The 24,436-nt window shown below is 65.8% G+C and carries 27 protein-coding genes and 1 tRNA gene; 23 read left to right on the top strand and 5 right to left on the bottom strand.

Translation table 11 applies throughout. The annotated features are described in order from the left end of the window. Positions 1-144 precede the first annotated feature (144 nt). Entirely contained in the window at positions 145-966 is an 822-nt protein-coding gene (locus tag LVB87_RS13390) for a hypothetical protein (protein WP_232898454.1), read from the top strand. Positions 967-1,000: 34 nt separating this feature from the next. Beyond that, complete coding sequence (locus LVB87_RS13395) at positions 1,001-1,963, top strand: amidohydrolase family protein (protein ID WP_232898455.1); 963 nt, start codon at positions 1,001-1,003, stop codon at positions 1,961-1,963. A gap of 3 nt (positions 1,964-1,966) precedes the next feature. Here the strand turns inward: LVB87_RS13395 and LVB87_RS13400 are convergent, their stop codons facing one another. Both LVB87_RS13400 and LVB87_RS13405 read right to left on the bottom strand, forming a co-directional pair. After that, a complete protein-coding gene (locus tag LVB87_RS13400) occupies positions 1,967-2,764 on the bottom strand; it encodes an amidohydrolase (RefSeq protein ID WP_232898456.1) in 798 nt (265 codons plus the stop codon). Positions 2,765-2,775: 11 nt separating this feature from the next. Further along, positions 2,776-3,924, bottom strand: coding sequence for a pyridoxal phosphate-dependent aminotransferase (locus LVB87_RS13405; protein ID WP_232898457.1), 1,149 nt, complete (start codon positions 3,922-3,924; stop codon positions 2,776-2,778). 83 nt (positions 3,925-4,007) lie between these two features. On the opposite strand from LVB87_RS13405, the gene LVB87_RS13410 reads away from it, so the two are divergent. From LVB87_RS13410 to LVB87_RS13500, 19 genes are all read left to right on the top strand, one after another. Next, positions 4,008-4,547, top strand: coding sequence for a DUF3293 domain-containing protein (locus LVB87_RS13410; RefSeq protein ID WP_232898458.1), 540 nt, complete (start codon positions 4,008-4,010; stop codon positions 4,545-4,547). Positions 4,548-4,600: 53 nt separating this feature from the next. Further along, positions 4,601-5,233, top strand: a complete 633-nt coding sequence (ccmA, locus tag LVB87_RS13415; protein ID WP_232898459.1) for a heme ABC exporter ATP-binding protein CcmA — start codon at positions 4,601-4,603, stop codon at positions 5,231-5,233. Further along, a complete protein-coding gene (gene ccmB, locus LVB87_RS13420; RefSeq protein ID WP_232898460.1) occupies positions 5,230-5,901 on the top strand; it encodes a heme exporter protein CcmB in 672 nt (223 codons plus the stop codon). The genes ccmA and ccmB overlap by 4 nt, the downstream gene beginning before the upstream one ends. 6 nt (positions 5,902-5,907) lie before the next feature. Next, positions 5,908-6,666, top strand: a complete 759-nt coding sequence (locus tag LVB87_RS13425; RefSeq protein WP_232898461.1) for a heme ABC transporter permease — start codon at positions 5,908-5,910, stop codon at positions 6,664-6,666. Beyond that, positions 6,663-6,839, top strand: a complete 177-nt coding sequence (locus tag LVB87_RS13430; RefSeq protein WP_232898462.1) for a heme exporter protein CcmD — start codon at positions 6,663-6,665, stop codon at positions 6,837-6,839. The genes LVB87_RS13425 and LVB87_RS13430 overlap by 4 nt, the downstream gene beginning before the upstream one ends. After that, on the top strand, positions 6,836-7,324 hold the full coding sequence (ccmE, locus tag LVB87_RS13435) for a cytochrome c maturation protein CcmE (RefSeq protein ID WP_232898463.1): 489 nt from the start codon (positions 6,836-6,838) through the stop codon (positions 7,322-7,324). Before LVB87_RS13430 ends, ccmE begins: the two co-directional genes overlap by 4 nt. Next, entirely contained in the window at positions 7,325-9,241 is a 1,917-nt protein-coding gene (locus LVB87_RS13440; protein ID WP_232898464.1) for a heme lyase CcmF/NrfE family subunit, read from the top strand. It begins immediately after the preceding gene. After that, the gene (locus LVB87_RS13445) at positions 9,238-9,813 is read left to right on the top strand and encodes a DsbE family thiol:disulfide interchange protein (RefSeq protein WP_232898465.1); all 576 of its coding nucleotides are present in this window, start codon (positions 9,238-9,240) and stop codon (positions 9,811-9,813) included. The genes LVB87_RS13440 and LVB87_RS13445 overlap by 4 nt, the downstream gene beginning before the upstream one ends. Positions 9,814-9,830: 17 nt before the next feature. Then, complete coding sequence (locus LVB87_RS13450; RefSeq protein ID WP_232900561.1) at positions 9,831-10,259, top strand: cytochrome c-type biogenesis protein; 429 nt, start codon at positions 9,831-9,833, stop codon at positions 10,257-10,259. 5 nt (positions 10,260-10,264) lie between these two features. Beyond that, a complete protein-coding gene (locus LVB87_RS13455) occupies positions 10,265-11,284 on the top strand; it encodes a tetratricopeptide repeat protein (RefSeq protein WP_232898466.1) in 1,020 nt (339 codons plus the stop codon). Between the two features lie 39 nt (positions 11,285-11,323). Then, on the top strand, positions 11,324-12,442 hold the full coding sequence (locus tag LVB87_RS13460) for a homoserine O-acetyltransferase (protein WP_232898467.1): 1,119 nt from the start codon (positions 11,324-11,326) through the stop codon (positions 12,440-12,442). A 52-nt stretch (positions 12,443-12,494) separates the two neighbouring features. Further along, the gene (locus LVB87_RS13465; protein WP_232898468.1) at positions 12,495-13,100 is read left to right on the top strand and encodes a cysteine dioxygenase family protein; all 606 of its coding nucleotides are present in this window, start codon (positions 12,495-12,497) and stop codon (positions 13,098-13,100) included. Between the two features lie 5 nt (positions 13,101-13,105). After that, positions 13,106-13,558 carry a DUF2214 family protein gene (locus tag LVB87_RS13470; RefSeq protein ID WP_232898469.1) on the top strand — a complete coding sequence of 151 codons (453 nt, stop codon included), beginning with the start codon at positions 13,106-13,108 and terminating at the stop codon, positions 13,556-13,558. 34 nt (positions 13,559-13,592) lie between these two features. Beyond that, positions 13,593-13,679: transfer RNA gene (locus LVB87_RS13475), tRNA-Leu, on the top strand. Between the two features lie 164 nt (positions 13,680-13,843). Further along, positions 13,844-15,055: an integrase arm-type DNA-binding domain-containing protein gene (locus tag LVB87_RS13480; protein WP_232898470.1), complete on the top strand. Its 1,212-nt coding sequence runs from the start codon at positions 13,844-13,846 to the stop codon at positions 15,053-15,055. Then, on the top strand, positions 15,052-15,480 hold the full coding sequence (locus tag LVB87_RS13485; RefSeq protein WP_232898471.1) for a hypothetical protein: 429 nt from the start codon (positions 15,052-15,054) through the stop codon (positions 15,478-15,480). Before LVB87_RS13480 ends, LVB87_RS13485 begins: the two co-directional genes overlap by 4 nt. A gap of 80 nt (positions 15,481-15,560) precedes the next feature. After that, complete coding sequence (locus tag LVB87_RS13490) at positions 15,561-15,848, top strand: AlpA family phage regulatory protein (protein ID WP_232898472.1); 288 nt, start codon at positions 15,561-15,563, stop codon at positions 15,846-15,848. 52 nt (positions 15,849-15,900) lie between these two features. Then, positions 15,901-17,133, top strand: coding sequence for a DUF3631 domain-containing protein (locus LVB87_RS13495; RefSeq protein WP_232898473.1), 1,233 nt, complete (start codon positions 15,901-15,903; stop codon positions 17,131-17,133). Between the two features lie 22 nt (positions 17,134-17,155). After that, entirely contained in the window at positions 17,156-17,431 is a 276-nt protein-coding gene (locus LVB87_RS13500) for a hypothetical protein (protein ID WP_232898474.1), read from the top strand. 359 nt (positions 17,432-17,790) lie between these two features. Here LVB87_RS13500 and LVB87_RS13505 read toward each other — a convergent pair whose 3' ends face one another. Then, entirely contained in the window at positions 17,791-20,475 is a 2,685-nt protein-coding gene (locus tag LVB87_RS13505; RefSeq protein WP_232898475.1) for a DEAD/DEAH box helicase family protein, read from the bottom strand. After that, entirely contained in the window at positions 20,472-22,424 is a 1,953-nt protein-coding gene (locus tag LVB87_RS13510; RefSeq protein ID WP_232898476.1) for a site-specific DNA-methyltransferase, read from the bottom strand. The genes LVB87_RS13505 and LVB87_RS13510 overlap by 4 nt, the downstream gene beginning before the upstream one ends. A gap of 422 nt (positions 22,425-22,846) precedes the next feature. Here LVB87_RS13510 and LVB87_RS13515 point away from each other — a divergent pair, with 422 nt between their 5' ends. Together LVB87_RS13515 and LVB87_RS13520 are read left to right on the top strand one after the other, a co-directional pair. Then, positions 22,847-23,194, top strand: coding sequence for a hypothetical protein (locus tag LVB87_RS13515; RefSeq protein WP_232898477.1), 348 nt, complete (start codon positions 22,847-22,849; stop codon positions 23,192-23,194). A gap of 6 nt (positions 23,195-23,200) precedes the next feature. After that, entirely contained in the window at positions 23,201-23,671 is a 471-nt protein-coding gene (locus tag LVB87_RS13520; RefSeq protein WP_232898478.1) for a hypothetical protein, read from the top strand. Between the two features lie 41 nt (positions 23,672-23,712). On the opposite strand, the gene msrA is transcribed toward LVB87_RS13520, so the two are convergent. After that, positions 23,713-24,435, bottom strand: coding sequence for a peptide-methionine (S)-S-oxide reductase MsrA (gene msrA / locus LVB87_RS13525; RefSeq protein ID WP_232898479.1), 723 nt, complete (start codon positions 24,433-24,435; stop codon positions 23,713-23,715). Position 24,436: the final 1 nt, after the last annotated feature.

Raw genomic sequence — 24,436 nt, forward strand, 5'->3', positions numbered from 1 at the left:
CGATGCATCGCCACATTGGCGATCCACAGCCACCAGCTTGTCGCGGACACCCCACGCGCCTTCAATCGCATCAACGACTTGCGCGCATCGGACGCTTGGCACGCGACGTGCAATCCATTCGGGCACCCCACCCGAGTCGCCCCCATGTCGTTCCGATCCCGTCGTTCCCTGCTTGCAGCGCACATCGTGGCGCTGTGCTTCGTCCCCGGCCTGTCCTTCGCCCAGGATCGCTTCGACCAGCCATCCGAGGAATGGCAGTTCCGCACCAGCCTCTACGGCTTCTTCCCCGATGTCGGTGGCCACGCGCGCATTCCGAGCGGCGGTGAGCTTCCGCTCGAGATGGACGCCGGCGACCTCATCTCGCACACCGACTTCGCGGGCATGGCGAGTTTCGAAACCCGCAAGGGGCGCTGGGGCGGCTACGCCGACGCGGTCTACATGGACCTCGGCCAGCATGTGTTCGGCACGCGCGCCATCCTCGCCGGCCGCCAGCCGTTGCCGCCCGGCACGTACGCCGATGCCTCGCTCGACATCGAAGCCCTCGCGCTCACGCTCGCCGGCACGTATCGCTTTTACGAATCGCCCAACACCACCATCGACGCGTTGTTCGGCGGTCGCTTCCTCGACGCCACCGTGCAACTGGACTGGGACTTCAACAGCGACGTCGCAGGCACGCTGCGCACCGGCACGAACAAGCAGAGCAAGGCGAGCTGGGACGGCATCGTCGGACTGAAGGGCCGCACCTACTTCGGCGAACGCAAGCAGTGGTTCGTGCCCTGGTACGCCGACGTGGGCACCGGCGCGACCGACCTCACCTGGAACGCCAGCGCCGGCATCGGCTACGCCGCGCATTGGGGCGATGTGTTCCTCACCTATCGCCGCCTCGATTACGACTTCGGCCAGGACCGCCACCTCGACGACATCCACTTCCAGGGACCGACGCTCGGCGTCGCGTTCTCCTGGTGATTTCCAAACGTTCCCCCAAGCAGCGAGACCCGACATGAGCAAGCAACGCCTCGACGTCCACCACCATTTCCTCCCGCCGGAGTTCGTCGCCGACCTCGCCGCACGCGGCGCGAAGTGGACCGGTGGCCCCAAGATTCCCGAATGGAACCTCGACCTCGCGCGCGAAACGATGGCGCGCAACGGCATCGCGCAGGCCGTGGGATCGGTCGTCCCCGGCGTGTACTGGGGCGACATCGCCGCCGCGGTGCATTGGGCGCGCCACGCGAACGAGTACATGGCGCGCATCGTGCAGGACGAGCCCTCGCGCTTCGGCGCGTTCGCCGCGATGCCCCTGCCCGACACGCATGCGGCCTGCCGCGAACTCGAGTACGCACTCGATGTGCTCAAGCTCGACGGCGTGCAGATCATGAGCAGCGTCGGCGTGCAGTACCCCGGCGACCCGGATTTCGAAGAGTTCTTCCAGGAACTCGACCGCCGCAAGGCCATCGTGCACATCCACCCGAGCACCGTCGTGCCGGGCAGCATCGTGCCGAAGCTCGACATCCCGTGGGGCGTGGTGGAGTTCGTGATGGACACCACGCGCGCGGTCGCCAACCTGATCTACAGCGGCACCATGGAGCGCTATCCGAACATCCGGTTCATCGTGTCGCACGCCGGCGGCACCATTCCCTACATCACGATGCGCATGGAACTGAGTGCGATGCTGGGTGTCGGCGACGTGCCGAAGGGCGTGGAGCACTACATGAAGCAGTTGTACTTCGACACCGCGCTGTCCACGCATCCGGCGACGCTCGCGGCGCTGACCACGCTGGCCCGGCCCGGCCACCTGCTGTACGGCAGCGATTGGCCGATGATGCCGGAGATGACGGTGGTGCACGAGAACAAGGCGCTGGACGCGAGCCCGGTGCTCGACGCGGCCATGTCGTACGCGATCGAACGCGGGAACGCAGAAGCCTTGTTCCCGCGCCTTGCGAAGGCCGCGCAGAAGGCGGCCTGAGGCTCAGCGCAGTTCGAACGCGTCGGCGTCGAACATCGCGGGGAAGTGCTCGCGATGCGCGAGCAGTTCGCGGGCGGGGAGCGTCGTCGTCACCACGACCTCCTCGTCCGCGCATTCGCTCATCGCGCGACCCTGGAAATCGATGACAGCGCTCTCGCCCGAGTAATGCAGGCCGTTGCCGTCGGTGCCCACGCGGTTGAGGCCGGCGACGAAGCACAGGTTTTCCACCGCACGCGCGCGCAGCAACAAGTTCCAGGCATGCGCGCGCGCCGACGGCCAGTTCGCGACGTACAGCAACAGGTCGTAGTCGAGCCCGCCCTTGCGTTCGACGTCGAAGCGGTTGCGCGAGAACACCGGGAAGCGCAGGTCGTAGCAGACCAGCGGGCAGATGCGCCAACCCTTCCATTCGACGGTGATGCGGTCGCGGCCGGCGGCGTAGCGTTCGTGCTCCTTCGCGTAACGGAACAGGTGGCGCTTGTCGTAGGTCTTCAGTTCGCCATCGGGCGTGACGAAGCACAGGCGGTTGTAGACGCCCTTGCCGTCACGGATCTGCACGCTGCCGCAGATCGCCGCGTCGATCGCCTTCGACTGTTCGCGCAGCCACGCGATCGTCGGGCCGTCCATCGTTTCGGCCTGCGAGATCGCGTCGTTGCTGAAGCCGCTGGTGAAGGTTTCCGGCAGCAGCACGAGGTCGGTGGTCTGGTGCAGCGGTGCGAGCAGGTGGCCGTAGTAGTCGCGGTTGGCCGCGGGGTCGTGCCAACGCGTGTCGCCCTGCACCAGCGAAATACGAAGGTTGTCCAAGGTGTGCTCCTTCAAAGCCGACGCAGACGTTCGATCGCCGCATCCAGCGTCGCCGCATTCTTGGCGAAGCACAGGCGCGCGAGGCGCTGCCCGGCCGGCGGGGTCTCGTAGAACGGCGAGAGCGGGATCGCCGCCACGCCATGTTCGGTGGTGAGCCAGCGACAGAACGCGAGATCGTCCAGGTCGCTCACCGCGGAATAGTCGACGAGCTGGAAGTAACCGCCCGGCACGGGCAGCGGCTTCAGCCGCGTGCTGCGCAACTGTTCGGCGAAGTGGTCGCGCTTGGCCTCGTAGAACGCGCCGAGTTCGTCGTAGTGCGCCGGATGCTGTTCGATCATCTCCGCGAAGGCATGCTGCGCCGGCGCGAAGGTGCAGAACACGTTGTATTGGTGGACCTTGCGGAATTCGGCACTCAGCGCCGGCGGCGCGATGCAGTAGCCGACCTTCCAGCCCGTGCAGTGGTAGGTCTTGCCGAAGCTGGAGACGACGAAGGTGCGGTCGCGCAATTCCGGATAACGCAACGCGGATTCATGGCGCGCGCCGTCGAAGACGATGTGTTCGTACACCTCGTCGGAGAGCAGCAGCAGGTCGTGCTCGCGCACGATGGCCGCGACCTCGCGCATGTCCGCCTGCGAGAGCATCGCGCCGGACGGGTTGTGCGGGCTGTTGATCATCAGCATGCGCGTACGCGGGGTGACCGCCGCGCGCACCTTCGCCCAGTCGGGCGCGAAGGTCTGCGGATCCAGCGAGACGTGCACGGCGCGGGCGCCGGCCAGGTCGATCGCCGGTTCGTAGCAGTCGTAGCAGGGGTCGAGGACGATGACCTCGTCGCCCGCGCGCACGACCGCGAGGATCGCGTCGAAGATCGCTTCGCTCGCACCGGAGGTCACGGTCACTTCGCTGTCGGCATCCGGGCGCCAGCCGTAGACGCGCTCGGTCTTGTGCGCGATGGCCTGGCGCAGCGCGGGGATGCCGGTCATCGGCGCGTACTGGTTGTGCCCGGCGCGCATGGCGCGGTCGAGCGATTCGACCAGGGCGTCGGGCACCGGGAAATCCGGGAACCCCTGGCCGAGGTTCACCGCTTTGTGCTCCATCGCCAGTTGGGACATCACCGTGAAGATGGTGGTGCCGACCTTGGGCAGCTTGGTCTGGACGCGCATGGGCCTTCCGTTGCGGGTGCGAATGTGAGGGTTGGACGGGCCAGTTTACGGACGCTGCCCCATTCGGTTAAACCTGCCGCCCTATGTCCCTCCAGAACGACCTCCGCATCGCCACCCTGCTCGACGCGTATTACGCGGCCGAGTATCGCTGGGAGCTGGACGGCGAATGGCGCCAGCTGCGCATCGGCCAGACCGCGGCCGAGCTGGAGGCCTTCTTCCCCAAGTGCAAGCGTTTCGGGCTGTTGTCGGCCTGGGACCCGCAATCGATCCCGCGCGCCGATTCGGTGAACCGTCGCGCCGACGAGGCCCTGCACACCGCGCTGATCGCCAGCGGCCTGCCCTTCCGCCCGGGTTTCTGTTCCGCCCCCAACCGCAGCTGGCGCGAGCCGAGCTGGGTGGTGATGGACATGACGGATGTCGATTTCGATGGCCTGGCCCTGCGCTACGGCCAGCTGGGCACTCTGGCCTGGCAACGCGGCCAGCCGGTGCGGCTTCGCATGTACGCGGCGCAGCCGCTGACGGCCAAGCCGCGCGATTTCGTCGACTGGACGGGCCGCATCGCCCCGGCCCGCGCGCCGACGGGGACCGCGCCCTCCGGCAAGACCGGCGCACCGACCCGGTAGAATGGCCGCTCCGGTCGGCCCCTGGCCGATCCCAATTCCTTGCCGACTCCGCGATGTCCACGCCTCCGCCGCTGCTCGCCGCACGCGGCCTGCGCTTCGCGCGCAACGAACAACCGGTCTTCGGCCCCCTCGCGTTCTCCGTCGACGCGGGCGAGGCCCTGCTGGTGCAAGGCGACAACGGCGCGGGCAAGACCACGCTGCTGCGCGTGCTCGCCGGCCTGCTGCGCGCCGATGAAGGCACGATCGATATCGACGGCCGCCCCGCGGCGCCGGGCCTGCGCGCCCGCGCCATCGCCTACCTCGGCCACCTGCCGGCGCTGAAGGCGGATCTCACGGCACTGGAGAACCTGCATTTCCTGTGCGGCCTGCACGGCCGTCGCAAGGGGCAGCTGCCCGAGCATGCGCTGGCGATCGTGGGCCTGGCCGGTTACGAGGACACGCTCGCGCGACAACTCTCGGCCGGGCAGAAGAAGCGTTTGTCGCTCGCCCGCCTCTGGCTCGCACCCGCGCCGCTCTGGCTGCTCGACGAGCCCTACGCCAACCTGGACCTGGAAGGCATCAACCTCGTGAACCGCATGGTGCAGGCGCACCTGCGCGAAGGCGGCGCGGTCCTGCTGACCACGCACGGCGCCTATGCGGCGCCGCCGGTGCGCACGCGCATGCTGCAGCTGGAGCGCGCCGCATGATGGCGTCGGCGGCCAGGGCCCTGATCGCCCGCGACGCGCGCCTGTTGTGGCGCCGCCGCGGCGATGCGCTGCAGCCGGCGCTGTTCGCCTTGCTGGTGGTCGTGCTGTTTGCGCTCGCGCTCGGGGGCGAGGCGCGTGCGCTGGAACGCGTTGCCGCGCCGGTGTTGTGGCTCGCGGCCCTGCTCGCCGGCCTGCTCGCACTCGATACGCTGTTCCGCGGCGACGCCGAGGACGGCTCGCTCGAGCAATGGATGCTGGCCCCGGTGCCGCTGTCCTGGCTCGTGCTGGTGCGCACCTTCATGCATTGGGCGACCACCGCCCTGCCCCTGCTCATCGCCACGCCCCTGCTCGGCGAACTCCTGCACCTGCCGCGCGAACAGCTGCCCGTCCTCCTGGGCTCGCTCGCGCTGGGCACCCCCCTCCTCAGCCTCCTCGGCGCGGTCGTCGCAGCGTTAACTGTCGGCATGCGTCGCTCCGGTATCCTTGTCGCGCTGCTCGCGCTGCCGCTGTACGTGCCCGTGCTGGTGTTCGGCGCAGGCAGCGTCGCGGTCGCGGCGCAGGGACTGGATGCCACCGCACCGTTGTTGCTGCTCGGCGCAGGCCTCGTGCTCGCGCTCGTGCTGGCACCGCTCGCCGCCGCTGCCGCGATCCGCATCGCACTGACCTGACCCGACATGCATCCGCTCGTCCGCTGGTTCCACCAACTCGGCTCGCCGCCCTACTTCGATCGCTTCGCCGCGCGCTGGACGCCGGTCGCCTACATCCTCGGCGCCCTGGTCATGGCCTACGGGCTGTGGGCCGCGCTGTTCCAGGTGCCGGCCGATTACCAGCAGGGCGACAGCTTCCGCATCCTCTATATCCACGTGCCCGCCGCGTGGATGAGCCTGTTCGTGTTCGGGCTCATGGCGTTCTATTCGGCGATCGCGCTCATCTGGCGCATCAAGCTGTGCGAGATCCTCGCGATGGCTTGCGCGCCGATCGGGGCCGCGTTCACCGTGATCACGCTCGCCACCGGTTCGATCTGGGGCAAGCCGATGTGGGGCACGTGGTGGGACTGGGATCCGCGCCTGACGACGGAACTGATCCTGCTGTTCCTCTACCTCGGCGTGATCGGCCTGTACAACGCGATCGAGGACCGACGTAGCGCCGCGCGCGCCGCGGGCCTGCTCGCCATCGTCGGCGTCGCGCTGTTGCCGGTGATCCGTTACTCGGTGGTGTGGTGGAACTCGCTGCACCAGGGCCAGACGATCAGCCTGTTCGGCAAGTCGCACATGGACGCGAGCATGTTGCCGCCGCTGTTCGCGATGATCATCGCCACCAAGCTGTGGTTCATCGGTTCGCTGCTGGCGCGTGCGCGCGCCGACAACCTGCGCCGCGAAGCCGGCAAGGACTGGGTGCTGCGCCTGGCGCGCGGCACGGAGGCGTCGCGATGAGCTACCAGAACTACGTCATCGCCGCGTACGGGGTGTTCTTCCTCGTGCTGCTGTGGGATTTCGTCGCGCCGCGCATCGATCTGGCACGACAACTTCGGGCCGCCCGCCTGCGCGCCGCGCGCGCGCAGTCGCGTCCCGCTTCCGATGAATTGAGCAGGTCTGTTTCCGAATGAACCCCACCCGCAAGCGCCGCCTCTGGCTGGTCGTCGCCATCGTGATCGCCGCCGGCATCGCCACCGCGCTCGTCGCCCTCGCCCTGCAGCGCAACGTCGCCTATCTCTACACGCCGTCGGAAGTGACCAGCGGCAGCGCCGGCGACGCCGTGCGTTCGGGCCAGGCGCGCTTCCGCCTCGGCGGCATGGTCGCCGCGGGTTCGTTCACGCGTGCGCAGGGGTCGATGGAAGCGCACTTCCGCGTCGACGACGGCGATGCGCAACTGCCCGTCGTCTTCACCGGCATCCTGCCCGACCTGTTCCGCGAGAAGCAGGCCGTCGTCGCCACCGGCCGCATGCGCGGCGACACCTTCGTGGCCGAGGAAGTGCTGGCCAAGCACGACGAGACCTACATGCCGAAGGAAGTCGCGGACAAGATGGGCAAGGCGCACCGCAAGCACGACGTCGCGCCTGCCGCGGACCTGCCCGCCGAGGGCGCGCAGTAAGTGCTCGCCGAACTCGGACAAGTCGCGCTCGTCCTCGCCCTGCTCGTCGCCGGCATGCAGGCGGTGCTGCCGCTGCTCGGCGCGCAGCGTGGACGCACCTCGTGGATGCAGGTCGCGCGGCCCGCGGCCTACCTGCAGTTCGGGCTCGTCGCGCTCGCCTTCGCGATCCTGACGCACGCCTTCACCACGCAGGATTTCTCGCTGCGCTACGTGGCGACCAACAGCAACTCCTTGCTGCCGATGGTGTATCGCTACACCGCTGTGTGGGGCGCGCACGAAGGCTCGCTGCTGTTGTGGGCGCTGATCCTCTCGCTGTGGACCGCGGCGGTCGCGCGCTTCTCGCAGCGCCTGCCGTTGCCGGTGATCGCGCGCGTGCTCGGCGTGATGGGCCTGGTCGCGGTGGGCTTCCTCGCGTTCCTGCTGTTCACCAGCAATCCCTTCGAACGCCTGCTGCCTGCCGCGATGGAAGGCCGCGATCTGAATCCCCTGCTGCAGGACCCGGGGATGATCATCCACCCGCCGATGCTGTACCTCGGCTACGTGGGCTTCTCGGTGCCGTTCGCCTTCGCGATCGCGGCGCTGCTCGACGGCAAGGTCGATACGCGCTGGCTGCGCTGGACGCGGCCGTGGACCAACGTCGCGTGGGGCTTCCTCACCTGCGGCATCGCGCTCGGTTCGTGGTGGGCCTATTACGAACTCGGTTGGGGCGGCTGGTGGTTCTGGGATCCGGTGGAGAACGCGAGCTTCATGCCGTGGCTCGCCGGCGCGGCGCTGCTGCATTCGCAGGCCGTGACGGAAAAGCGCGGGAGCTTCCGCGGCTGGACCCTGCTGCTCGCCATCGCCACGTTCTCGCTCTCGCTGCTCGGCACCTTCCTCGTGCGTTCGGGCGTGCTGACCAGCGTGCATGCCTTCGCCGCGGATCCGATGCGCGGCTTGTTCATCCTGATCTTCCTGGGCACGGTCGTCGGTGGCTCGCTGCTGCTGTACGCGCTGCGCGCGCCGAGCGACAACGATGGCGCACCGTTCGCGGCCTCCTCGCGCGAAACGCTGCTGCTCGCGAACAACCTCCTGCTCTCCACCGCGTGCGCGATGGTGCTGATCGGCACGCTGTATCCGCTGCTCGCCGATGCACTGGAACTCGGCAAGATTTCCGTCGGGCCGCCCTACTTCGCGCTGTTGTTCACTTTGCTGATGGCGCCGCTGGTGGCCCTGCTGCCGTTCGGGCCGCTGACGAAGTGGCAGCGCGAACAGGCCTCGCGTCCGTTCGCGATGCTCGTGCCGTGGGCGGGTCTCGCCATCGGCGTGGGCGTTGCGACGTTCTTCCTCGCGCCGCAAGGGCCATGGAAAGTCGCCGCCGGTCTCGCGGGTGCGACGTGGGTCGCCGCGGGCACCGCGCGCTTCGTGTGGACGCGCTTCAATTCGCAGGGCCGTCGCTTCACGCCCGAAATGGTCGGCATGACCTTTGCGCACGTGGGCATCGCCGTGTTCCTGATCGGCGCGCTGCTGGTCGAAGGCCTGGCGCAGCAGCGTGAACTCGCGCTCGCACCGGGCGGCACGGTCGCCCTCGGCAACAAGACCTTCGTGTTCGATGGCGTGCAGCATCGCCAGGGCCCGAACTACGAAGCCGACCACGGCACCGTGCGCATCTTCGACGGCGATCGCCTGATCACCACGCTGCATCCGGAGAAGCGCCGCTACGCGAGCGGCGGCCAGGTGATGACCGAGGCGGGCATCGCACCGGGCCTGCGCGGCGACCTGTACGTCGCGCTGGGCGAACCGCTCGGCGGCGAGGCCTGGGCCGTGCGCGTGCACGAGAAACCCTTCGTGCGCTGGATCTGGCTCGGTGCGCTGTTCATGGCACTCGGTGGTTTCATCACCGCCACCGATCGTCGCTTCCGTCGCGAGGAGAAGGCATGAGCACGCCGTCCACGCCCGCCGCGCGCTGGATTCCGCTGGCGATCTTCGCCGCGCTCGCATTGCTGCTCGCCGCCGGCGTGTGGCTGAGCCGCAACCCGGATCGCGAAGCGCTGCCCTCGCCGCTCATCGACAAGCCCGCGCCGCAATTCTCGCTGCCGGTGCTGCACGAACCCGAACGCCACGTCACCCTCGCCGACCTCAAGGGCGCGCCCTTCGTGCTCAACGTGTGGGGCAGCTGGTGCCCGTCGTGCCGCGACGAACATCCGGTGCTCACGCGCTTCGCCGAAACCAAGCGCGTGCGCATCGTCGGTTTCAACTGGAAGGACGAACGCGGCGATGCGCTGCGCTGGCTCGACCAGTTCGGCAATCCCTACTGGGTGGTCATCGCCGACATCGAAGGCAAATCGGCCATCGACTGGGGCATCTACGGCGCGCCGGAAACCTTCCTCGTCGATGCGAACGGCACGATCCGCTGGAAGCACGTGGGCCCGCTCACCGACGCGTTGATCGCAGGCGAACTGGTCCCGGCGCTGGATGCCATCGACCCGCAGCACGAAGGGGCGAAGCCGTGAAGCTCGTGCTCGCGTGCCTGCTGGCGATCGCCGCGCTGTTCGCCGCGCCGTTCGCGCATGCGCAGGTCGGCACCGACGTCGCACCGCTGCAATTCCACGACGCGCGCGAAGAAGCCCGCTTCCACGCGCTCGTCAGCGAACTGCGCTGCGTGATGTGCCAGAACCAGTCGCTCGCCGACTCCAACGCGCAGATCGCCTTCGACCTGCGCCGCGAAGTGCTCGCGCTGATGCGCGAAGGGCGCAGCGATGCGGAGATCAAGGAATTCCTGGTCGCGCGTTACGGCGAGTTCGTGCTGTACCGCCCGCGGGTGGAACGCAGCACCTGGCTGTTGTGGCTCGGACCGGGCCTGCTGCTGCTCGGCGGCGGCTTCGTGCTGTCGCGCATCGTGCGCAAGCGCGCCACCGCGCGCGGCCCCGTCGCCGACGACACGGACCAGGAGTGGTGATGTCCATGACGTTGCAATTCGCCGCCCTGGGCGCGGCGCTTTCCCTTGGCGTGCTCGCCGTCCTGCTGCATCCGCTGTGGCGCGAATCGCGCGGCGCGGTGATCGGCATCGCGCTGGCCTTCGCCCTCGCGACCTTCGCGCTGTATCGCGTGGTCGGCACGCCGGCGGCGCTGGATTCGGCCAACCTCGTCGCGCAGCCGCAGACGCTCGACGATGCGATCTCCGAATTGCAGGCGCAGCTGGCGAAGGATCCGAAACAGGCCGACGGCTGGCGCCTGCTCGGCCAGGCGCTCACCACCGAACAACGCTTCGCCGAAGCGCGGGATGCCTATGCGCATGCGGCTTCGCTCGCGCCGAAGGAACCCGACGTGCTGGTCGAGGCCGCGCAGTCGCGCGCGCTCGCCGGGCCGCAGCGCATGTTCGACGAACAGGGCGTGCGTTACCTCGAGCAGGCCATCGCGCTGCAACCGCAGCACCAGCGCGCGCGCTGGTTCCTCGGCATCGCGCAGCGCCAGGCCGGACACGATGCGGAAGCGGCGAAGACCTGGGAGCCCTTGCTCGCGATGGTCGATGCGAACACCGCGGCGACGCTGCGCCCGCAGATCGACGATGCACGCAAGGCCGCGGGGCTCGCACCGCTGCCGAAACCCGTGGCCACGGCCGCGCCCGCACAAGGCGGCCTGCGCGTGCGCGTGGCACTCGATCCCGACCTCGCGGCGCGCGTGCGCCTGCGCGGTGACGCCACGGTCTTCGTGATCGCGCGTGCGGCCGGCGGCCCGCCGATGCCGGTCGCGGTCGAACGCCACACGCTGCAGGAGCTCCCGCTGGACATCGTGCTCGACGACAGCGACAGCCCGATGCCGACGGCAAAGCTCTCCGCGGCCGGCGAAGTCGAAGTGCTCGCGCGCATCTCCGCCAGCGGCGATGCGATCCCGGCAACCGGCGACCTCGAATCGCGCCCGGCGCGCGTCAGCCTGCCGAGCGCCAATCCGGTCGACCTGACGATCTCAGCCGTTCGCGATTAAGCTAAACCGCGCCAAGCCCGCCACGGAACGACGGACCGCATGACCGAATTCATCCCGCCCGGCACGCAGTTCTTCGCCCTGCCCTCGCCTTTCGCGATGAAGCGCGGCGGCGCGCTGCATGGCGCGCGCATGGCCTATGAAACCTGGGGCACGCTCAACGCGGCGCGCGACAACGCCATCCTCATCCTCACCGGCCTGTCGCCCGACGCGCACGCCGCCTCCAGCGAAGCCAATCCGGAACCGGGCTGGTGGGATGCGATGGTCGGGCCCGACAAGCCCATCGATACGAACCGCTGGTTCGTCGTGTGCACCAACTCGCTCGGCAGTTGCAAAGGGTCCACCGGGCCCGCCTCGTTGAACCCGGACACCGGTGAGCGGTATCGACTCGCGTTTCCCGAGTTGAGCATCGAGGACGGCGCGAATGCCGCATTCGAAGTGGTGAAGGGTTTGGGCATCGAGCGCCTGGCGTGCCTCATCGGCAATTCGATGGGCGGCATGGTGGCGCTTGCCTACCTGGCGCTGCATCCCGGTTCGGCACGCACGCACATCAATATTTCCGGCGCGACGCGCGCATTGCCGTTCTCCATCGCGATCCGCTCGCTGCAACGCGAAGCAATCCGACTGGACCCGCAGTGGGACCACGGCAACTACAACGACGAAACGCATTACCCCGAAGCGGGCATGCGCATGGCGCGCAAGCTCGGCGTCATCACGTATCGCTCGGCGCTGGAGTGGGACGGCCGCTTCGGGCGCGTGCGGCTGGATTCGGACCGGCGCGAGGACGAGGAACCGTTCGGGCTCGAGTTCGAAGTGGAGAGTTACCTCGAAGGCCATGCGCGCCGCTTCGTGCGCCGCTTCGATCCCAACTGTTATCTCTACCTCAGCCGTTCGATGGATTGGTTCGACCTCGCCGAGCATGGCAACGGCACGGTGGAAACCGCCCTCGGCCGCATCCGCGTGGAACGCGCGTTGGCGATCGGGGTGCAGACCGACATTTTGTTCCCGCTGCAGCAACAGGAAGAGATCGCACACGGCCTGGGCGCCGCGGGCGCCTCTGCCGGGTTCCTGCCGCTGCCCTCCCCGCAGGGCCACGACGCGTTCCTGGTGGACATTGCGCGTTTCGGGCCGGCGGTTCGCGATTTCCTGTCGGCGGCCTGAGTAGAATCGCCCCCGCCCCCCACCTGAACGACCGACCGCAGAAGGCACCACCATGAACGCGCAACCTGCCAGCCACGACTGTCCGGACGTCGACTTCCCGGGGCGCGACAAGTTCGTGGCCGCCATCGACGCCGCCGTTGCCGCGGGCGACGAGCATGCGATCACCGCCGCGCTGCGCAACACGCTGTGCCGGATGATCAAGGACCGCGACGTGCAGCTGCCCGCCTGCGTGCACGACCCGATCCAGGACCACTACGCGCGCCGCGAGCTCTACCGCAGCGCCGAACACGGCTACAGCGTCGTCGCGATGACCTGGGGTCCCGGCCAGGGCACCCCTCTGCACGACCATTCGGGTCTGTGGTGCGTGGAAGGCGTGTGGGACGGCGAACTGGAGATCGTGCAGTTCGAACTGCTCGAACGCGATGGCGAGCGCTTCCATTTCCGCGCCGCCGGCGGCATCCATGCGGGCCCCGGCAGCGCCGGCAGCCTGATCCCGCCGCACGAGTACCACACCATCCGCAACGCCAGCGCCGACCAGATCGCCGTCTCGCTGCACATCTACAAGGCGCCGATGGAGTGCTGCTCCAAGTTCGTGCCGCAGCGCGGTGAATGGTTCGTGCGCGAAAGCGCCGAACTCGCCACCGACGAAGCGGCCTGACCCGCGTGGCGACGGACCTCGGCCTCGCCGCCCTCCACCATCTGCTGGTTTTCGCGCTGACAGCGATGCTCGTCGCCCAGGCCGTGCTGCTGCGCGGCCCGCTCGAAGCCGCCACCGTTCCCCGCCTCGCGAAGCTCGACGCCGGCTACGGCGCCTGCGCGGGTGCCTTGCTCATCGTCGGCCTGTGCCGCGTGTTCTTCGGCCTGAAGGGCGCGGACTTCTACCTGCACAACCCCTGGTTCCACGCCAAGTTCGGCACCTTCGTGCTGGTGGGGTTGCTGTCGATCATTCCGACCGTGCGCTACTCGCGGTGGCGGAAGGCGCAGCGGACGCAGCCCGGCTTCGTCCCCGACACCGCCATGCTGGCCCGCACGCGCACGATCCTGCGGATCGAACTGGCGGGGGTGGCGGCGATCTTCGTGCTGGCTGCAGCGATGGCCCGTTACGGCGGCTTCTGACTGGCGAAGCGGCTCGGCTATACTGCGCGCCCGCGCCGGAATGGCGGAATCGGTAGACGCAGCGGACTCAAAATCCGCCGCCCTTAAAAGCGTGTGGGTTCGAGTCCCACTTCCGGCACCAAAGCCAAGTTCCAGAAGGTTCCAAGAAGTTCCAGACGTTCATAAAAGCCCCGCAAATGCGGGGTTTTTTGTTTCTTGCGAGTTCGCGAGATACCATGGAGTCTCAACGCGGCGGGGGTAGATTTGGGGATATCCCCCCGCCCCGCCCCGAAGTTGGGGGTACCGATGTCGACCGGGAAATTGACCGCCACAGGGATCAAAACCGCAGCGCCGGGCAAACATTTCGACGGTGGTGGGTTGCACTTGGACGTGAAGCCAAACGGCGCGCGCTACTGGCGCCTGAAGTATCGCCACGACGGGCGCGAACGGCTGATGGCGCTCGGCGTGTTCCCCGAGGTCGCGCTTTCTGAGGCGCGACTACGCCGCGACGAAGCCCGACGCGCTATGCGGGATGGCCGCGACCCGATGGCGGAACGTCAGCGGGTCAAGATTGCCGAGCGCGCGGCAGCGACCACGTTCGGGGTCGTCGCCGACGAGTGGCTTGGCCGCCAGCGCGATGTTCTGGCCCCCGTTACCCTCGCGAAAACGGAGTGGCTGTTCGGTCTGGCGCCCGATCTAAGCGCGGTGCCGATCGCAGAACTAACTGCCCCGCGCGTGCTGGCGGCGCTGCGCAAGGTCGAAGCGCGCGGACACCTAGAAACGGCACACCGCCTGAAAGTTAAGGTTGGGCAAGTGTGTCGATACGCGGTCGCCACCGGCCGCGCCGAGCGTGACCCGACCGCCGACCTGCGCGGCGCGCTGAAGGCGAAAGCGACGCGGAGTCGGGCGGCCATCACTGAGCCTCGCCAGGTTGCTGCACTGTTGCGCGCGTGCTGGGGGTACACCGGCCAGCCCGTCACGCTCGCCGCGCTCAAGTTGTCGGTCTACTTGTTTCAGCGGCCCGGCGAGCTGCGCGCGATGCGCTGGGAAGAATTGGACCTCGACGCGGCGCTGTGGCGACTTCCCGCCGCGCGCATGAAAATGAGGCGTGAGCATCTCGTGCCGCTGCCCCCGCAAGTAATTTCAATCTTGCGCGACTTGCACGTGCTGACCGGCGACGGTCCGTACGTCTTTCCGTCGCTGCGCGGCCACGCGCGGCCCATGTCCGAGAACACACTCAACGCGGCCCTGCGCGCGCTGGGCTTCGACGGCGATCAACACGTCGCGCACGGATTCCGCAGCACCGCCAGCACCTTGCTCCACGAACTCGGCTGGGATAGCGCCTTGATCGAACTACAGCTCGCGCACGTGGACAAGAATCAGGTTCGCGGCATCTACAACCGTTCCCACCGCCTGCCCGAGCGGACGGGGATGATGGCTGCATGGGCCGACCACTGCGACATGCTGCGCACCGGCGGCACCGTCACACCCATTAGGCGCAAGACGCGCCGGACATGAAGCGCCTGCCACCGCTTTCAGAAGGGGCGAAGTTGCGCGCGCTGTATCAGGCGTTGCAGTGGCGCGCGCGCGCGCTGTTGCCGGTCGGCAGCGAAAAAGGGTATTCGACGGACGCGGAGCGGGCCGAGTGCCAGGAACTCGCAGCGGTGCTGGAACGGGAGAGCGGCCGGCGCGGCACCGCCGACGATGGGCGGGTGCTATGGGTGGTCGACGTGATGGTTGCAACCGGCATGGGACGCATGGCCGCCTGTCGGTGGGTGCTGGCCGCAATCGACGCCCAGGACGCGGAACCGAACGCGGCGCAGATCGACGCGATCAATAGGCGACGCGTCGAGACCCTGTCGGCGAATGTGCGCAAGCACCTTGAATCGACCACAACACTACGTTCCCAACTGCTCGGCAGAACCGAGGACCCCAACCCGTAGGCTTAGTGCACTAAGCCCACGGTTACACGGCAGGGAAAATCGGACTATTTAGGTGGCACCCGCTCCATGAGGTGCCGCAAATGTCCAGACGGACCGCCCCACGCTTACTACGTTTCCCCGAGGTCAAGCACCGTACCGGGCTGTCCCGAACTTCGCTCTTCCGCGCGGTGCGCGCCGGGCGCTTTCCCGCACCGATCCACCTTGAACTTGGCGAGCGAAGTCGCTGCGTCGCATGGCCCGAAGCCAGTGTCGACGCATGGATCGAAGCGCGCGTTGCTGCCGCTGCGTCGCCGGAGCCCCAACCTGCCGCACCCGTGAAGCGCGGCCGCGGTAGGCCGCAGAAGCACCCGCCGCCGGTGGGGACTTGAGATGGTCAGCCCAGCCGACTCAGTGACGCGCGACTGGCGCAAGGCGCTGGAAATGAAAGCGCTGATCGACGGCGACGAAGTCGTTGAGGCCGCTTGGCACGAGACCGCAGCGACCGTGCCGCCACCCACACATGCAGCGCCCGATCCATTGCGGCAAGCGACGGCGGGGGCCGAGCTGCTCGATGAGGCAGAGCAATTCGTTCGCCGCTTCTGCGCGCTCCCGACGTCCGCGGACTATGTAGCGGTCACGCTCTGGGCCGCGCATTCGCATCTTGCCCAGCACCTACACACCTCTCCGCGGCTAGCTCTGCTCAGCCCTGAGCCCGGATCGGGTAAGACACGCGTGCTGGAGGTCCTCAACCTACTGGTACGCGCTCCGATGTTCGCGTTCGGCGCGAGTGCGGCCGCCATCTTCCGCAGCATGGGCGCGGGCCCGGTGTCTTTGCTGTTCGACGAGGTCGACACGATCTTCGGCAGCACCGGCAAGAACGACACGCACGAGGATCTTCGCGCGCTGATCAATGTCGGCTACAAGCGCGGCGCCAAGGTGCCTCGTTGCGTCGGCCCCAAGCACGACGTTCATCACTTCGACGTGTTTGCGCCGGTCGCACTTGCCGGGCTAGGCAACCTGCCCGAGACGGTGCTGTCCCGCGCGCTGATCGTGAAGATGCGCCGTCGCGCCCCGAGCGAGCCGGTCGAACCGTTCCGCGAGCGGGTGCATGAGCCGCAAGGACATGCGATCCGCGACCGCCTGGCGTTATGGGCGGAGACAGTCGGTTCTATTGTCGGGGCCGCGTACCCAGATCTGCCCCCCGGTGTAACAGACCGCGTCGCCGAGCTCTGGGAGCCGTTGATCGCGATCGCCGACGAAGTCGGCGGCGCCTGGCCGGAGCGTGCACGCGCTGCTTCCGTCGATTTTGCGGAGCGAAATGCCCAATCCGTGACCTTGGGGGTGCGTTTGCTGGCTGACATCCGGCTGGTCTTCGCCACCGCGGACTTTCTACCCACCGCCGAACTACTGGCCCGCTTGACCGGGGAGGCTTCCTACGGCCGCGACGGCGCCGGTGACGAGCTGAGTTTGAACGATGCCCCTTGGGCGGATCTGAAGGGCGCGCCGCTGGACGCCCGCGGCCTGGCACGCATGCTCCGCCGCTATGACATTGCCGCCGAGCGCACGCGCCCTGACGGCAAGAATCAGGTTCGGGGTTACCGGCGCGCGACCTTCAACGATACGTTCGCGCGCTACCTGCCCGTGAACTCACCGCCAAACTGCCCGCCCAGATAGCCCGCTGGTGGGATTGACAGCCGTGCGTCGCTACGCATCATTTGCGCCGTCCGACAGTCGCTCGATCGACATGGGCTCTCAGCGAATCACGCCGCCGAAGATGCGCGAAATGCCATTGCTCACACATGGCGCCTTCTCATTGTTCGTCCTGAAAGTCCCAAACGAATATCGAAGCACCGAGATCACCGTGGGCTTCGTGGTGCGCGGCCCAAACAACTACTCCACTCAATTCGGTTACACCCAGTACGTCGAAGCCCAGGCGCATTTGCACGAGAAGGCCTGCGCCAGTCCTGACTGACTCCCCCGCGGACACGTCACATTCGTCACAAGCGTCACCCGCCGAAGGTGAATTGGCCGGCCGCGACACTTGTGACGCTTGTGACGGCAATCCGGCCCCCAAGGGGTGCTCTGGGTGAGCTGCGAAACCGTGCGCGGACTGTCGCGCATCCGCTCACGCGTCGGATGCGGTTCGCGCGGGCTGACAACGTGACCTTGCCGCCGCTGGGACGGACATACCGGGGGGGGGATAGAAATAAAACCTGCGGGTCGACGCCAACCGGCCGCCCACAGCCGTTCAAATAAAACCCAACCGCTCAGTAGGCAATGACGCGACCCGTTGCCGCCGTTTACCTGCCCCCGGCAACGCAAACGTTGAAACTACTTCTCCTGCGGTTCGGCCGCATTGGCAAGCAGCCAATCCCACCCGGGACCGAGGTTATCCCAGTCGAGCACCAAGCCTAGGCTCCCGTCGTCGTTCACAACACGCAGGGTCTCGTTATCGCGGGTCACAAACATGACCTTGCCATACACCTTCGGAACCCGCCGTGATTTGCGCGCCGCATCCTTGGTGCTCTCCTTGGTCTCAACCAGGCGCGTCATGATTTTCTGGCCTGCGGGATATTCCAAACAGACTACGAAGTCAGGATAGAAATAGTTGCTGTGGTCGCCCCGAACGAGGCGCACGGACCACGGCTTTCGATCAGGATTGCGGTGCCACCATAAGACAGCATCGTCACGATCGAGGGCCTCAATGAACTCTCGCTCTTCTTGGTTGAGCGCTGTTGATCCGTCGTAACTGCCAACCCGAAGCACGCCGCCGGCGTGCGCGAGAGTGCTGGCCGCCAATGCGGTTTGCGCATCGATGCCGAGGTCATTACGGTCCGCCTCGACTCGATCCTTTAGCGGGGGAACTGCACCGTATAGGTTTCGCCGTGAGGGCTTCAGTGCATGCGCCAACGGATACAACATGGCATCAGGAAGGGGGCCGGCATCGTTGACGGTGGCGAAGCGCGCGACCATTTCCTGCATAACCTCAGCGAGGACTTGGGACTGACGGCGGATCACCCAACAAGCCGCATCACGCGCGAGCCGATCCAATTGTTTTTCGTCGCGCGTGGCGTCCCCTACATCGACGGGTGGCTGCTCCACGTGTGGTCGCAAGCGGTTGGCGAGGGTGCCAATGATGATTCGCACGTCTGCATCTTCAACCTGCGGCATCCTACGAAGGCAGGCTTCTGCCTCGCGCAGAAGTGCGCCTCGATCGGTAATGATGGTCACCTCGGCTTCCCGACGCGAGCCCACCGTCAGCTCTGTGTGAACTTCTCTTTCGCGAAGAAGGTTATATGCAGCCCTGGTGGCAACCGCGACGAGCGAGTCGTCAATGGGCAAGTGCGTTGACGCTTGTCGCGAAACCTCACCCATGTTTGCGAGGATTGGCCGCGTCTCTTGTTGGAGGACACCCGGCGCCATGCGCAGACCGTTGTTGCGCGGATAGGCTTTGAGACCCTTTGCCTGAAGGTAATCCAGCAACGCCTTTTCATCGATCGGCGGAGAAGTTGGAGACGAGCCCTCCGTCGCAACGCGATCCCGAGCCATCAGCGTCGAACCGAAATCGTCCGCGACATCACCGGCACCTACACCGAACAAGTTGCCTTGATCACGTGAATCACTCGTCGCGAACGCCTCAGACTGTGGCAATGGCTCCCAAGCGGACGGCGGTTGCTCGTACGTGATCGGAAACTGCGGCGTGATGCGGTTCGTATAGACCGCCGCGCCGGAAAGAGTTCTGCGCTCGACCATGTGCTCGGTTTGGCCTTCCAATTGGCTTTTGACCGCCAAGCTCGCGTTCACCGCCGACTGAAAGCCTTGTTGCGCTTCGGCGTCGGCGAGGTAGACGTAGGCGGTATCCAACTCTGGCGGGATTGGGGTCGGTTTCGGATACGCCATCCTGATTGCGGCAGCGACTCGCATAACTCGACCTATGAACTGCATCGCGAAGTCAGCGTCATTGACCGGTTTCGTGGACGCAAGGACGAACGCCCGCGGCGCGTCGAACCCCGTACCCGCCGACTGTTTGAAAATCAATACTTCCTTCGAATGGTCGTTCGCAATCGCCGCCATTAGGACGGGGTCAGGGTCGTCGGCCGAGTGCGTGCCAATTACATTCGCGGGAACTCGGCAAAGCTGCACAAGTTCACGTTGAGCATCTTCGACAGTTTTTTCACCATTCGCTACTTGCACCAGCAAAAGAGGCGTGAGGTCGATGCCCGCTTCACGCAGCCGATGCTTCAGCCATTGGTGCTGAAGCCAGGCCTGACGCAGCACGGTGCGTTTGAGGTCCGCGATTGAAGAAACGCTGTGGCGAAGATCGTAAACAACTGCCTCGACGTAGCGCTTGTTAAGACGCGCTTCTACAACTTGAGCCCGGCTGACAACGAAAACCTCCCGAGTCCCCTTACCCGCCTTTGCGAAGAATTCATCCAGCCGCGCATCTTTTGGGGTGGCGGTGGCCATAACGAGGTAATCAGGCTCCAACCAATACGCGAACTGGCCGAACTCCGTTCCATGGTCTAGACCGATATGCGCCTCGTCCACTACCAATCCGATTTTCAATCCACGCGCACGCGCCAGCGCGACAAATGCCTCCATCGTCGTTCTTTCGTCGTCTGCGTCGTTGGCGTATCCGGCGCGCCGGTCCTTCGCGCGCGCTACTGCCTGCGCAGTTGATAGCAAGACCGTGCCTGCGGCGGGCTCTTGATTGCGACCGCGCGTCAGCAATGTCGGCGCAAGCCCCGGCGCGTTGGCCAACAACGAGTCTTCGGTTTGATGCACAAGGTTGACAAACGGCACAAACCACAGCCAGATCGTTGGGCTTGCAGCCGACACTTTGTCGAGCACGCCAGCCAACATGAAGGTCTTGCCAGAGCCCGTGGGCGCCCTCAGAAGGCAAGGAGGTGAAGGCTGACGCAGTAGAGCGGCAGACATGTTGTCGATGATCGCGCGCTGGAACCCAACCGGCACCAACGCGTCGGACTGCGCCGTTGTGATGCTGAGCGCGCTCATGCCTTACCTCCAGCCTGGCCTTGACGCAACGCATCGTAGATTCCGTAGCACTCAGCATCGGTGCCTCGATCCGCCAACACTTCAGCCAAGGAATCCGGCCGCTCGGTGTAAACGGCGATTCGGGCAACGCCATGCACGTTTGACCAACCCGTCAGTGTGGCAATCGACTCCGCACTAACCTCGTTGCACAACAGGATGTCGCAGTCACCCGCGCGTGCGATGCGTCTAACCGGCATAGCTTCGGCATCCGCGGGCACCGTTTGCGTTAGCCTGAGGCTCAAAAGCGCGGTTACGTGTTCGGGAGTTGTCTCAAAGGGGATGTCAGCCGGCGCGACCCGGTCAAGCTGGACATAAGCGAATTCGCCGCCCTGCTCCACCGTGAAACCCGGCTCACCGGCCAACCCAGAACTGATCCTGCGCACGCGTTCGGCGCACACGTCGCGACACAAATTTTTGTCGGGCTCCTTGCTAGTAGCCTCGGTACTAGCGCAAAGAATGAAACGCCGCTTCCCATTGTCTTCGGAATTCAGTTCTAAAACCGCATGAGCCGTAGTTCCGGAACCTGCAAAGAAGTCGAGGACCACATCGGTTGGCCGCATCGATTGGGCCAACAGGCCCTTGATGAGCGACAACGGCTTCGGATAAGGGAAGTCCTTGTTGCCCAGAATCTGACTGAGCATCGCTGTGCCTTCGGACGTTCCGCCGGTAACGAGCTGCACGACGTCGTCGAGACCCTCATCATCCCGGGTTGGCTCTGCGGCCGATTGCAGCCAGGACGACAACGGGTTGGCATCGCGCTTAAGGCTTTCCCTGAAGCGCTTGTAGCGGGGGCGCCCGTAACCGAGTTTCCGTCCGACCCAAACGTCAATTGGTTCAATGTAGGTGAGTAGGCGGGCGACCTTCTCATCCTTGGGGGCCAGCTTTTCAAGGGCTTTTATTTGGGTGTAGATGCGCAACTCCTTCGGCGCCGTGCCTGCTTTAATTGCAGCCATCAACGCCTCCTTGCTCTCGTACACCACGACGTCTTCGTTCGCAGGCCAGAGAATCCGCTCCTCTTGAATGATGGTTTCAATCGGATCAGCCTGGAGCTTCTTTTTCTTCAGCGGGCGGGTCTTGGACGAGAAGCGCCACACGGTGTCGGGGTCGCACAAGTACCAAGTATCTGTTGCCGGATTTCGGATTGGGTAATAGGCCTCGGGCCGCTGTTTTGCATTTTTTGACTGAATCAACATTTGATTGCCCCACGGCCCGCGGGGATCATTGTCGGGGTTGGTGTACTTCGTTTCGTCGCGGGCATTGCCAACGAACTCGAAACCGGGATTGCAGTACACGAGCACATGCTCATGGTCGCCACTAAAACCATTTGTAGCGTCCATCGACCCTTGGCGCGTACGCCAAACAAGGCTCCCAAGTCGTCGCCCCGGAAACACCTCGTCCATCAGCAACTCTAGACGCGCGCGGTTGTCATCGTTGATTGACACCAAGATCACGCCATCAGGCGCGAGCAGGTCACGGGCCAACATCAGCCGTTGATACAGCCATTCCAACCATTGCGAATGCCGCCAGCGATCTGTCTTACTGACGAAGCGATCGTTGTAGACCCAGTCCTTGTTACCTGTGTTGTACGGTGGGTCGATATAGATCACGCGGATACGCCCGGTGTGCGTCGACTTCAGCAGCCGCAGCGCGTCGAAGTTGTCGCCCTCAATGACGAGATTGTGGTGACAGGCGTCGGCAGACATCCCTTGCGGACGCAGACTCCACGCGGGCACTTGTCTCGGCAAGACGATGTCGGCATTAAGGGCGGCATCGTGGGCAATTAGGTCACGTTCCCAAGTCAGCCCCAGCCTGCGTTTCGTAAGGTGCTCAACAAGTAGGCGTCTCAGCTCCGGGGCGGACAGGCCATCCAAGCGAGAAAGCAGGGTCGTAGGGCTGGAAGCTTCGGTCATGTAGCGGCTCGCGGCGCCAGGACCGAAAGGGTCCAGCGCAAGGGAAATGGGTTGCCCGGGAGTGTAGAGTTCGTCGTCCTCCGGGAACAGCGCGAGGGGCCTCCGCCGCCCGAACGCAAAGGCGCGCGCGCCCCCCCTGAAGCGCCTGGGTGGGCGGCGCGGCGGGGGTGGCGTGCGCGACGGGCACCGCTTAAGCCCGCGTTGTGGTCTCACAATTTGCCGGCCGCGGAGCGTTGATTGGCCCTGCCAACGATCATCCCCCCGCAACGACGCGGGGGTACATTCGGGGGTACGGCAACCAGCCGATACATTGATATGTCCGGAAGATCAGCAAGTTAAGTTGCCTGTGCGGTGCCCACTTCCGGCACCAGGAAACCCCGCATGCGCGGGGTTTTTTGTGGCCATCAAGCATTCGGCGAATCATGAAGAAGCCACCGTTTCCGCTTGCCGCCGTTGCCATCGCCTACCTTGGCCTGGAGATCTGGCTGCTGGCGCGTGGCGCCGAGGCTGCAGTCTGGGTGCGGTTCGCGCTTTCGCTGTGGCTCGTCGTGTTCCTGCTTCGCGGAAGCAGGATCGCTGGCGGAATCTGGCTCGTGTGCAACCTGCTGTCGGCGCTTTACACCGCGGTCGCTACGTTCCGGGTCATCCAGACCGACGTCACCGCGGCCGGACTATTTGCTGTGCTCACCGCCGCGATTCTGGCGCACTGCGTCTATCTCTTCTTCAGCCCAGCGGTCAGGCGCTTCCAGTCGCCGGCTCGTTCGCACTGAGAAAACATGACTTCTTGCGTCTACTGCGGGGCGGAGATCGCCGTTGGGTTCTGGGACTACGCTCCCAGCGCTGTATCCGGAATCCTCTACTGTCCGAAGTGCGCCGGTCGCCATGAGATCAATCGTGCATCTCGCCTCATCGCCACAGCGACCTGGATGCTGGTCGCGCTTCTCGGCGTTGCGCTTGCCAAGATCCTTCCCGACGAACACGCCGCGCTCGTCATCCTGGCATCTACTTTGCTTGGAATGTGCGCGGCCGCACTGGCTGGGTCACGTAGACCTGGCTTGGTCAAGGCCGCTCGTGGGTGGAAACGAAAGCGTCCCGCAATATCCGACGCGGACCGGGAGTCGATGAGGAAGCTTGGGATCGTCGACAACGGACAGTATTTCATTGTCGGCAGCATCCACTTCGACCACTTGCACGAGGCCTTGGCCTTCGCTCGAAGAAGGCAACACGTGTCGGCCATCGATCGGTAATGCTCAGAAGCCCGGTGCTTGAGATTGGCGACAAGTCTTCGTCAATTCGCAAGAACCGGCCTCGCTCGATACAAAGTCGGGTACGTGCTCTTCAAGGCCGCCAGTTTCGGCGCGTCCCAGTAGCGGATGTACGCAGCCTCCGGGTTCAATGCCATGTAATCCTGGTGATAGTCCTCCGCTGCATAGAACGGCTTGGCCATCGCCACCAGCGTGACGATCGGTGCGCGGAACGTTCCGGCCTTGCTGAGCTGCGCGATGTAGGCCTTCGTGGCCTGCAACTGCGCGGGCGTCGTCGTGTAGATCGCGGAACGATACTGGGTGCCGTGGTCGGGCCCCTGGTAGTTCAACTCGGTGGGATCGTGCACGACCGAGAAGAACACGCGCATCAACTGCGCGTAGCTCACCTGCGACGGGTCGTAGGTGACCTGCACCGATTCGGCGTGGCCGGTGGTGCCCGTGCTCACGAGTTCGTAATGCGCCGTGGACGCCGCGCCGCCGATGTAACCGGACACGGCACGCTGCACGCCCTTCACGTGCTCGAACACACCTTGCACGCCCCAGAAGCAGCCGCCGGCGAACACCACGGTTTCCGGGTGCGTCGGCGCTGCGAGTTTTGTCGAACCCGTCTCGACCATCGCGGGCACCGCGACGGCCTGCGACGCTGCGATCGCAGGGTTCCTGATCGTCGACAGCCCGGCCAGCAGCAACACGACCACCCCGGCCGCCGCCGCACCCGCCACGATTTTTTCCGATGCCACTTGCATC

This window comes from Lysobacter sp. KIS68-7 (assembly GCF_021284745.1).
Taxonomy (GTDB): Bacteria; Pseudomonadota; Gammaproteobacteria; order Xanthomonadales; family Xanthomonadaceae; genus Noviluteimonas.

What these genes read in the sequence shown, in the direction of transcription:
- LVB87_RS13460 (WP_232898467.1), top strand. Translation starts at nt 11,324, where the DNA reads ATGACCGAATTCATCCCGCCCGGCACGCAGTTCTTCGCCCTGCCCTCG.
- LVB87_RS13465 (WP_232898468.1), top strand. Translation starts at nt 12,495, where the DNA reads ATGAACGCGCAACCTGCCAGCCACGACTGTCCGGACGTCGACTTCCCG.
- LVB87_RS13495 (WP_232898473.1), top strand. Translation starts at nt 15,901, where the DNA reads ATGAAAGCGCTGATCGACGGCGACGAAGTCGTTGAGGCCGCTTGGCAC.
- LVB87_RS13505 (WP_232898475.1), bottom strand. Translation starts at nt 20,475, where the DNA reads ATGAGCGCGCTCAGCATCACAACGGCGCAGTCCGACGCGTTGGTGCCG.
- LVB87_RS13430 (WP_232898462.1), top strand. Translation starts at nt 6,663, where the DNA reads ATGAGCTACCAGAACTACGTCATCGCCGCGTACGGGGTGTTCTTCCTC.
- LVB87_RS13390 (WP_232898454.1), top strand. Translation starts at nt 145, where the DNA reads ATGTCGTTCCGATCCCGTCGTTCCCTGCTTGCAGCGCACATCGTGGCG.
- ccmA (WP_232898459.1), top strand. Translation starts at nt 4,601, where the DNA reads ATGTCCACGCCTCCGCCGCTGCTCGCCGCACGCGGCCTGCGCTTCGCG.
- LVB87_RS13395 (WP_232898455.1), top strand. Translation starts at nt 1,001, where the DNA reads ATGAGCAAGCAACGCCTCGACGTCCACCACCATTTCCTCCCGCCGGAG.
- ccmB (WP_232898460.1), top strand. Translation starts at nt 5,230, where the DNA reads ATGATGGCGTCGGCGGCCAGGGCCCTGATCGCCCGCGACGCGCGCCTG.
- LVB87_RS13425 (WP_232898461.1), top strand. Translation starts at nt 5,908, where the DNA reads ATGCATCCGCTCGTCCGCTGGTTCCACCAACTCGGCTCGCCGCCCTAC.
- LVB87_RS13510 (WP_232898476.1), bottom strand. Translation starts at nt 22,424, where the DNA reads ATGACCGAAGCTTCCAGCCCTACGACCCTGCTTTCTCGCTTGGATGGC.
- LVB87_RS13405 (WP_232898457.1), bottom strand. Translation starts at nt 3,924, where the DNA reads ATGCGCGTCCAGACCAAGCTGCCCAAGGTCGGCACCACCATCTTCACG.
- LVB87_RS13520 (WP_232898478.1), top strand. Translation starts at nt 23,201, where the DNA reads ATGACTTCTTGCGTCTACTGCGGGGCGGAGATCGCCGTTGGGTTCTGG.
- LVB87_RS13410 (WP_232898458.1), top strand. Translation starts at nt 4,008, where the DNA reads ATGTCCCTCCAGAACGACCTCCGCATCGCCACCCTGCTCGACGCGTAT.
- LVB87_RS13445 (WP_232898465.1), top strand. Translation starts at nt 9,238, where the DNA reads ATGAGCACGCCGTCCACGCCCGCCGCGCGCTGGATTCCGCTGGCGATC.
- LVB87_RS13485 (WP_232898471.1), top strand. Translation starts at nt 15,052, where the DNA reads ATGAAGCGCCTGCCACCGCTTTCAGAAGGGGCGAAGTTGCGCGCGCTG.
- LVB87_RS13455 (WP_232898466.1), top strand. Translation starts at nt 10,265, where the DNA reads ATGACGTTGCAATTCGCCGCCCTGGGCGCGGCGCTTTCCCTTGGCGTG.
- LVB87_RS13480 (WP_232898470.1), top strand. Translation starts at nt 13,844, where the DNA reads ATGTCGACCGGGAAATTGACCGCCACAGGGATCAAAACCGCAGCGCCG.
- msrA (WP_232898479.1), bottom strand. Translation starts at nt 24,435, where the DNA reads ATGCAAGTGGCATCGGAAAAAATCGTGGCGGGTGCGGCGGCGGCCGGG.
- LVB87_RS13490 (WP_232898472.1), top strand. Translation starts at nt 15,561, where the DNA reads ATGTCCAGACGGACCGCCCCACGCTTACTACGTTTCCCCGAGGTCAAG.
- LVB87_RS13515 (WP_232898477.1), top strand. Translation starts at nt 22,847, where the DNA reads ATGAAGAAGCCACCGTTTCCGCTTGCCGCCGTTGCCATCGCCTACCTT.
- ccmE (WP_232898463.1), top strand. Translation starts at nt 6,836, where the DNA reads ATGAACCCCACCCGCAAGCGCCGCCTCTGGCTGGTCGTCGCCATCGTG.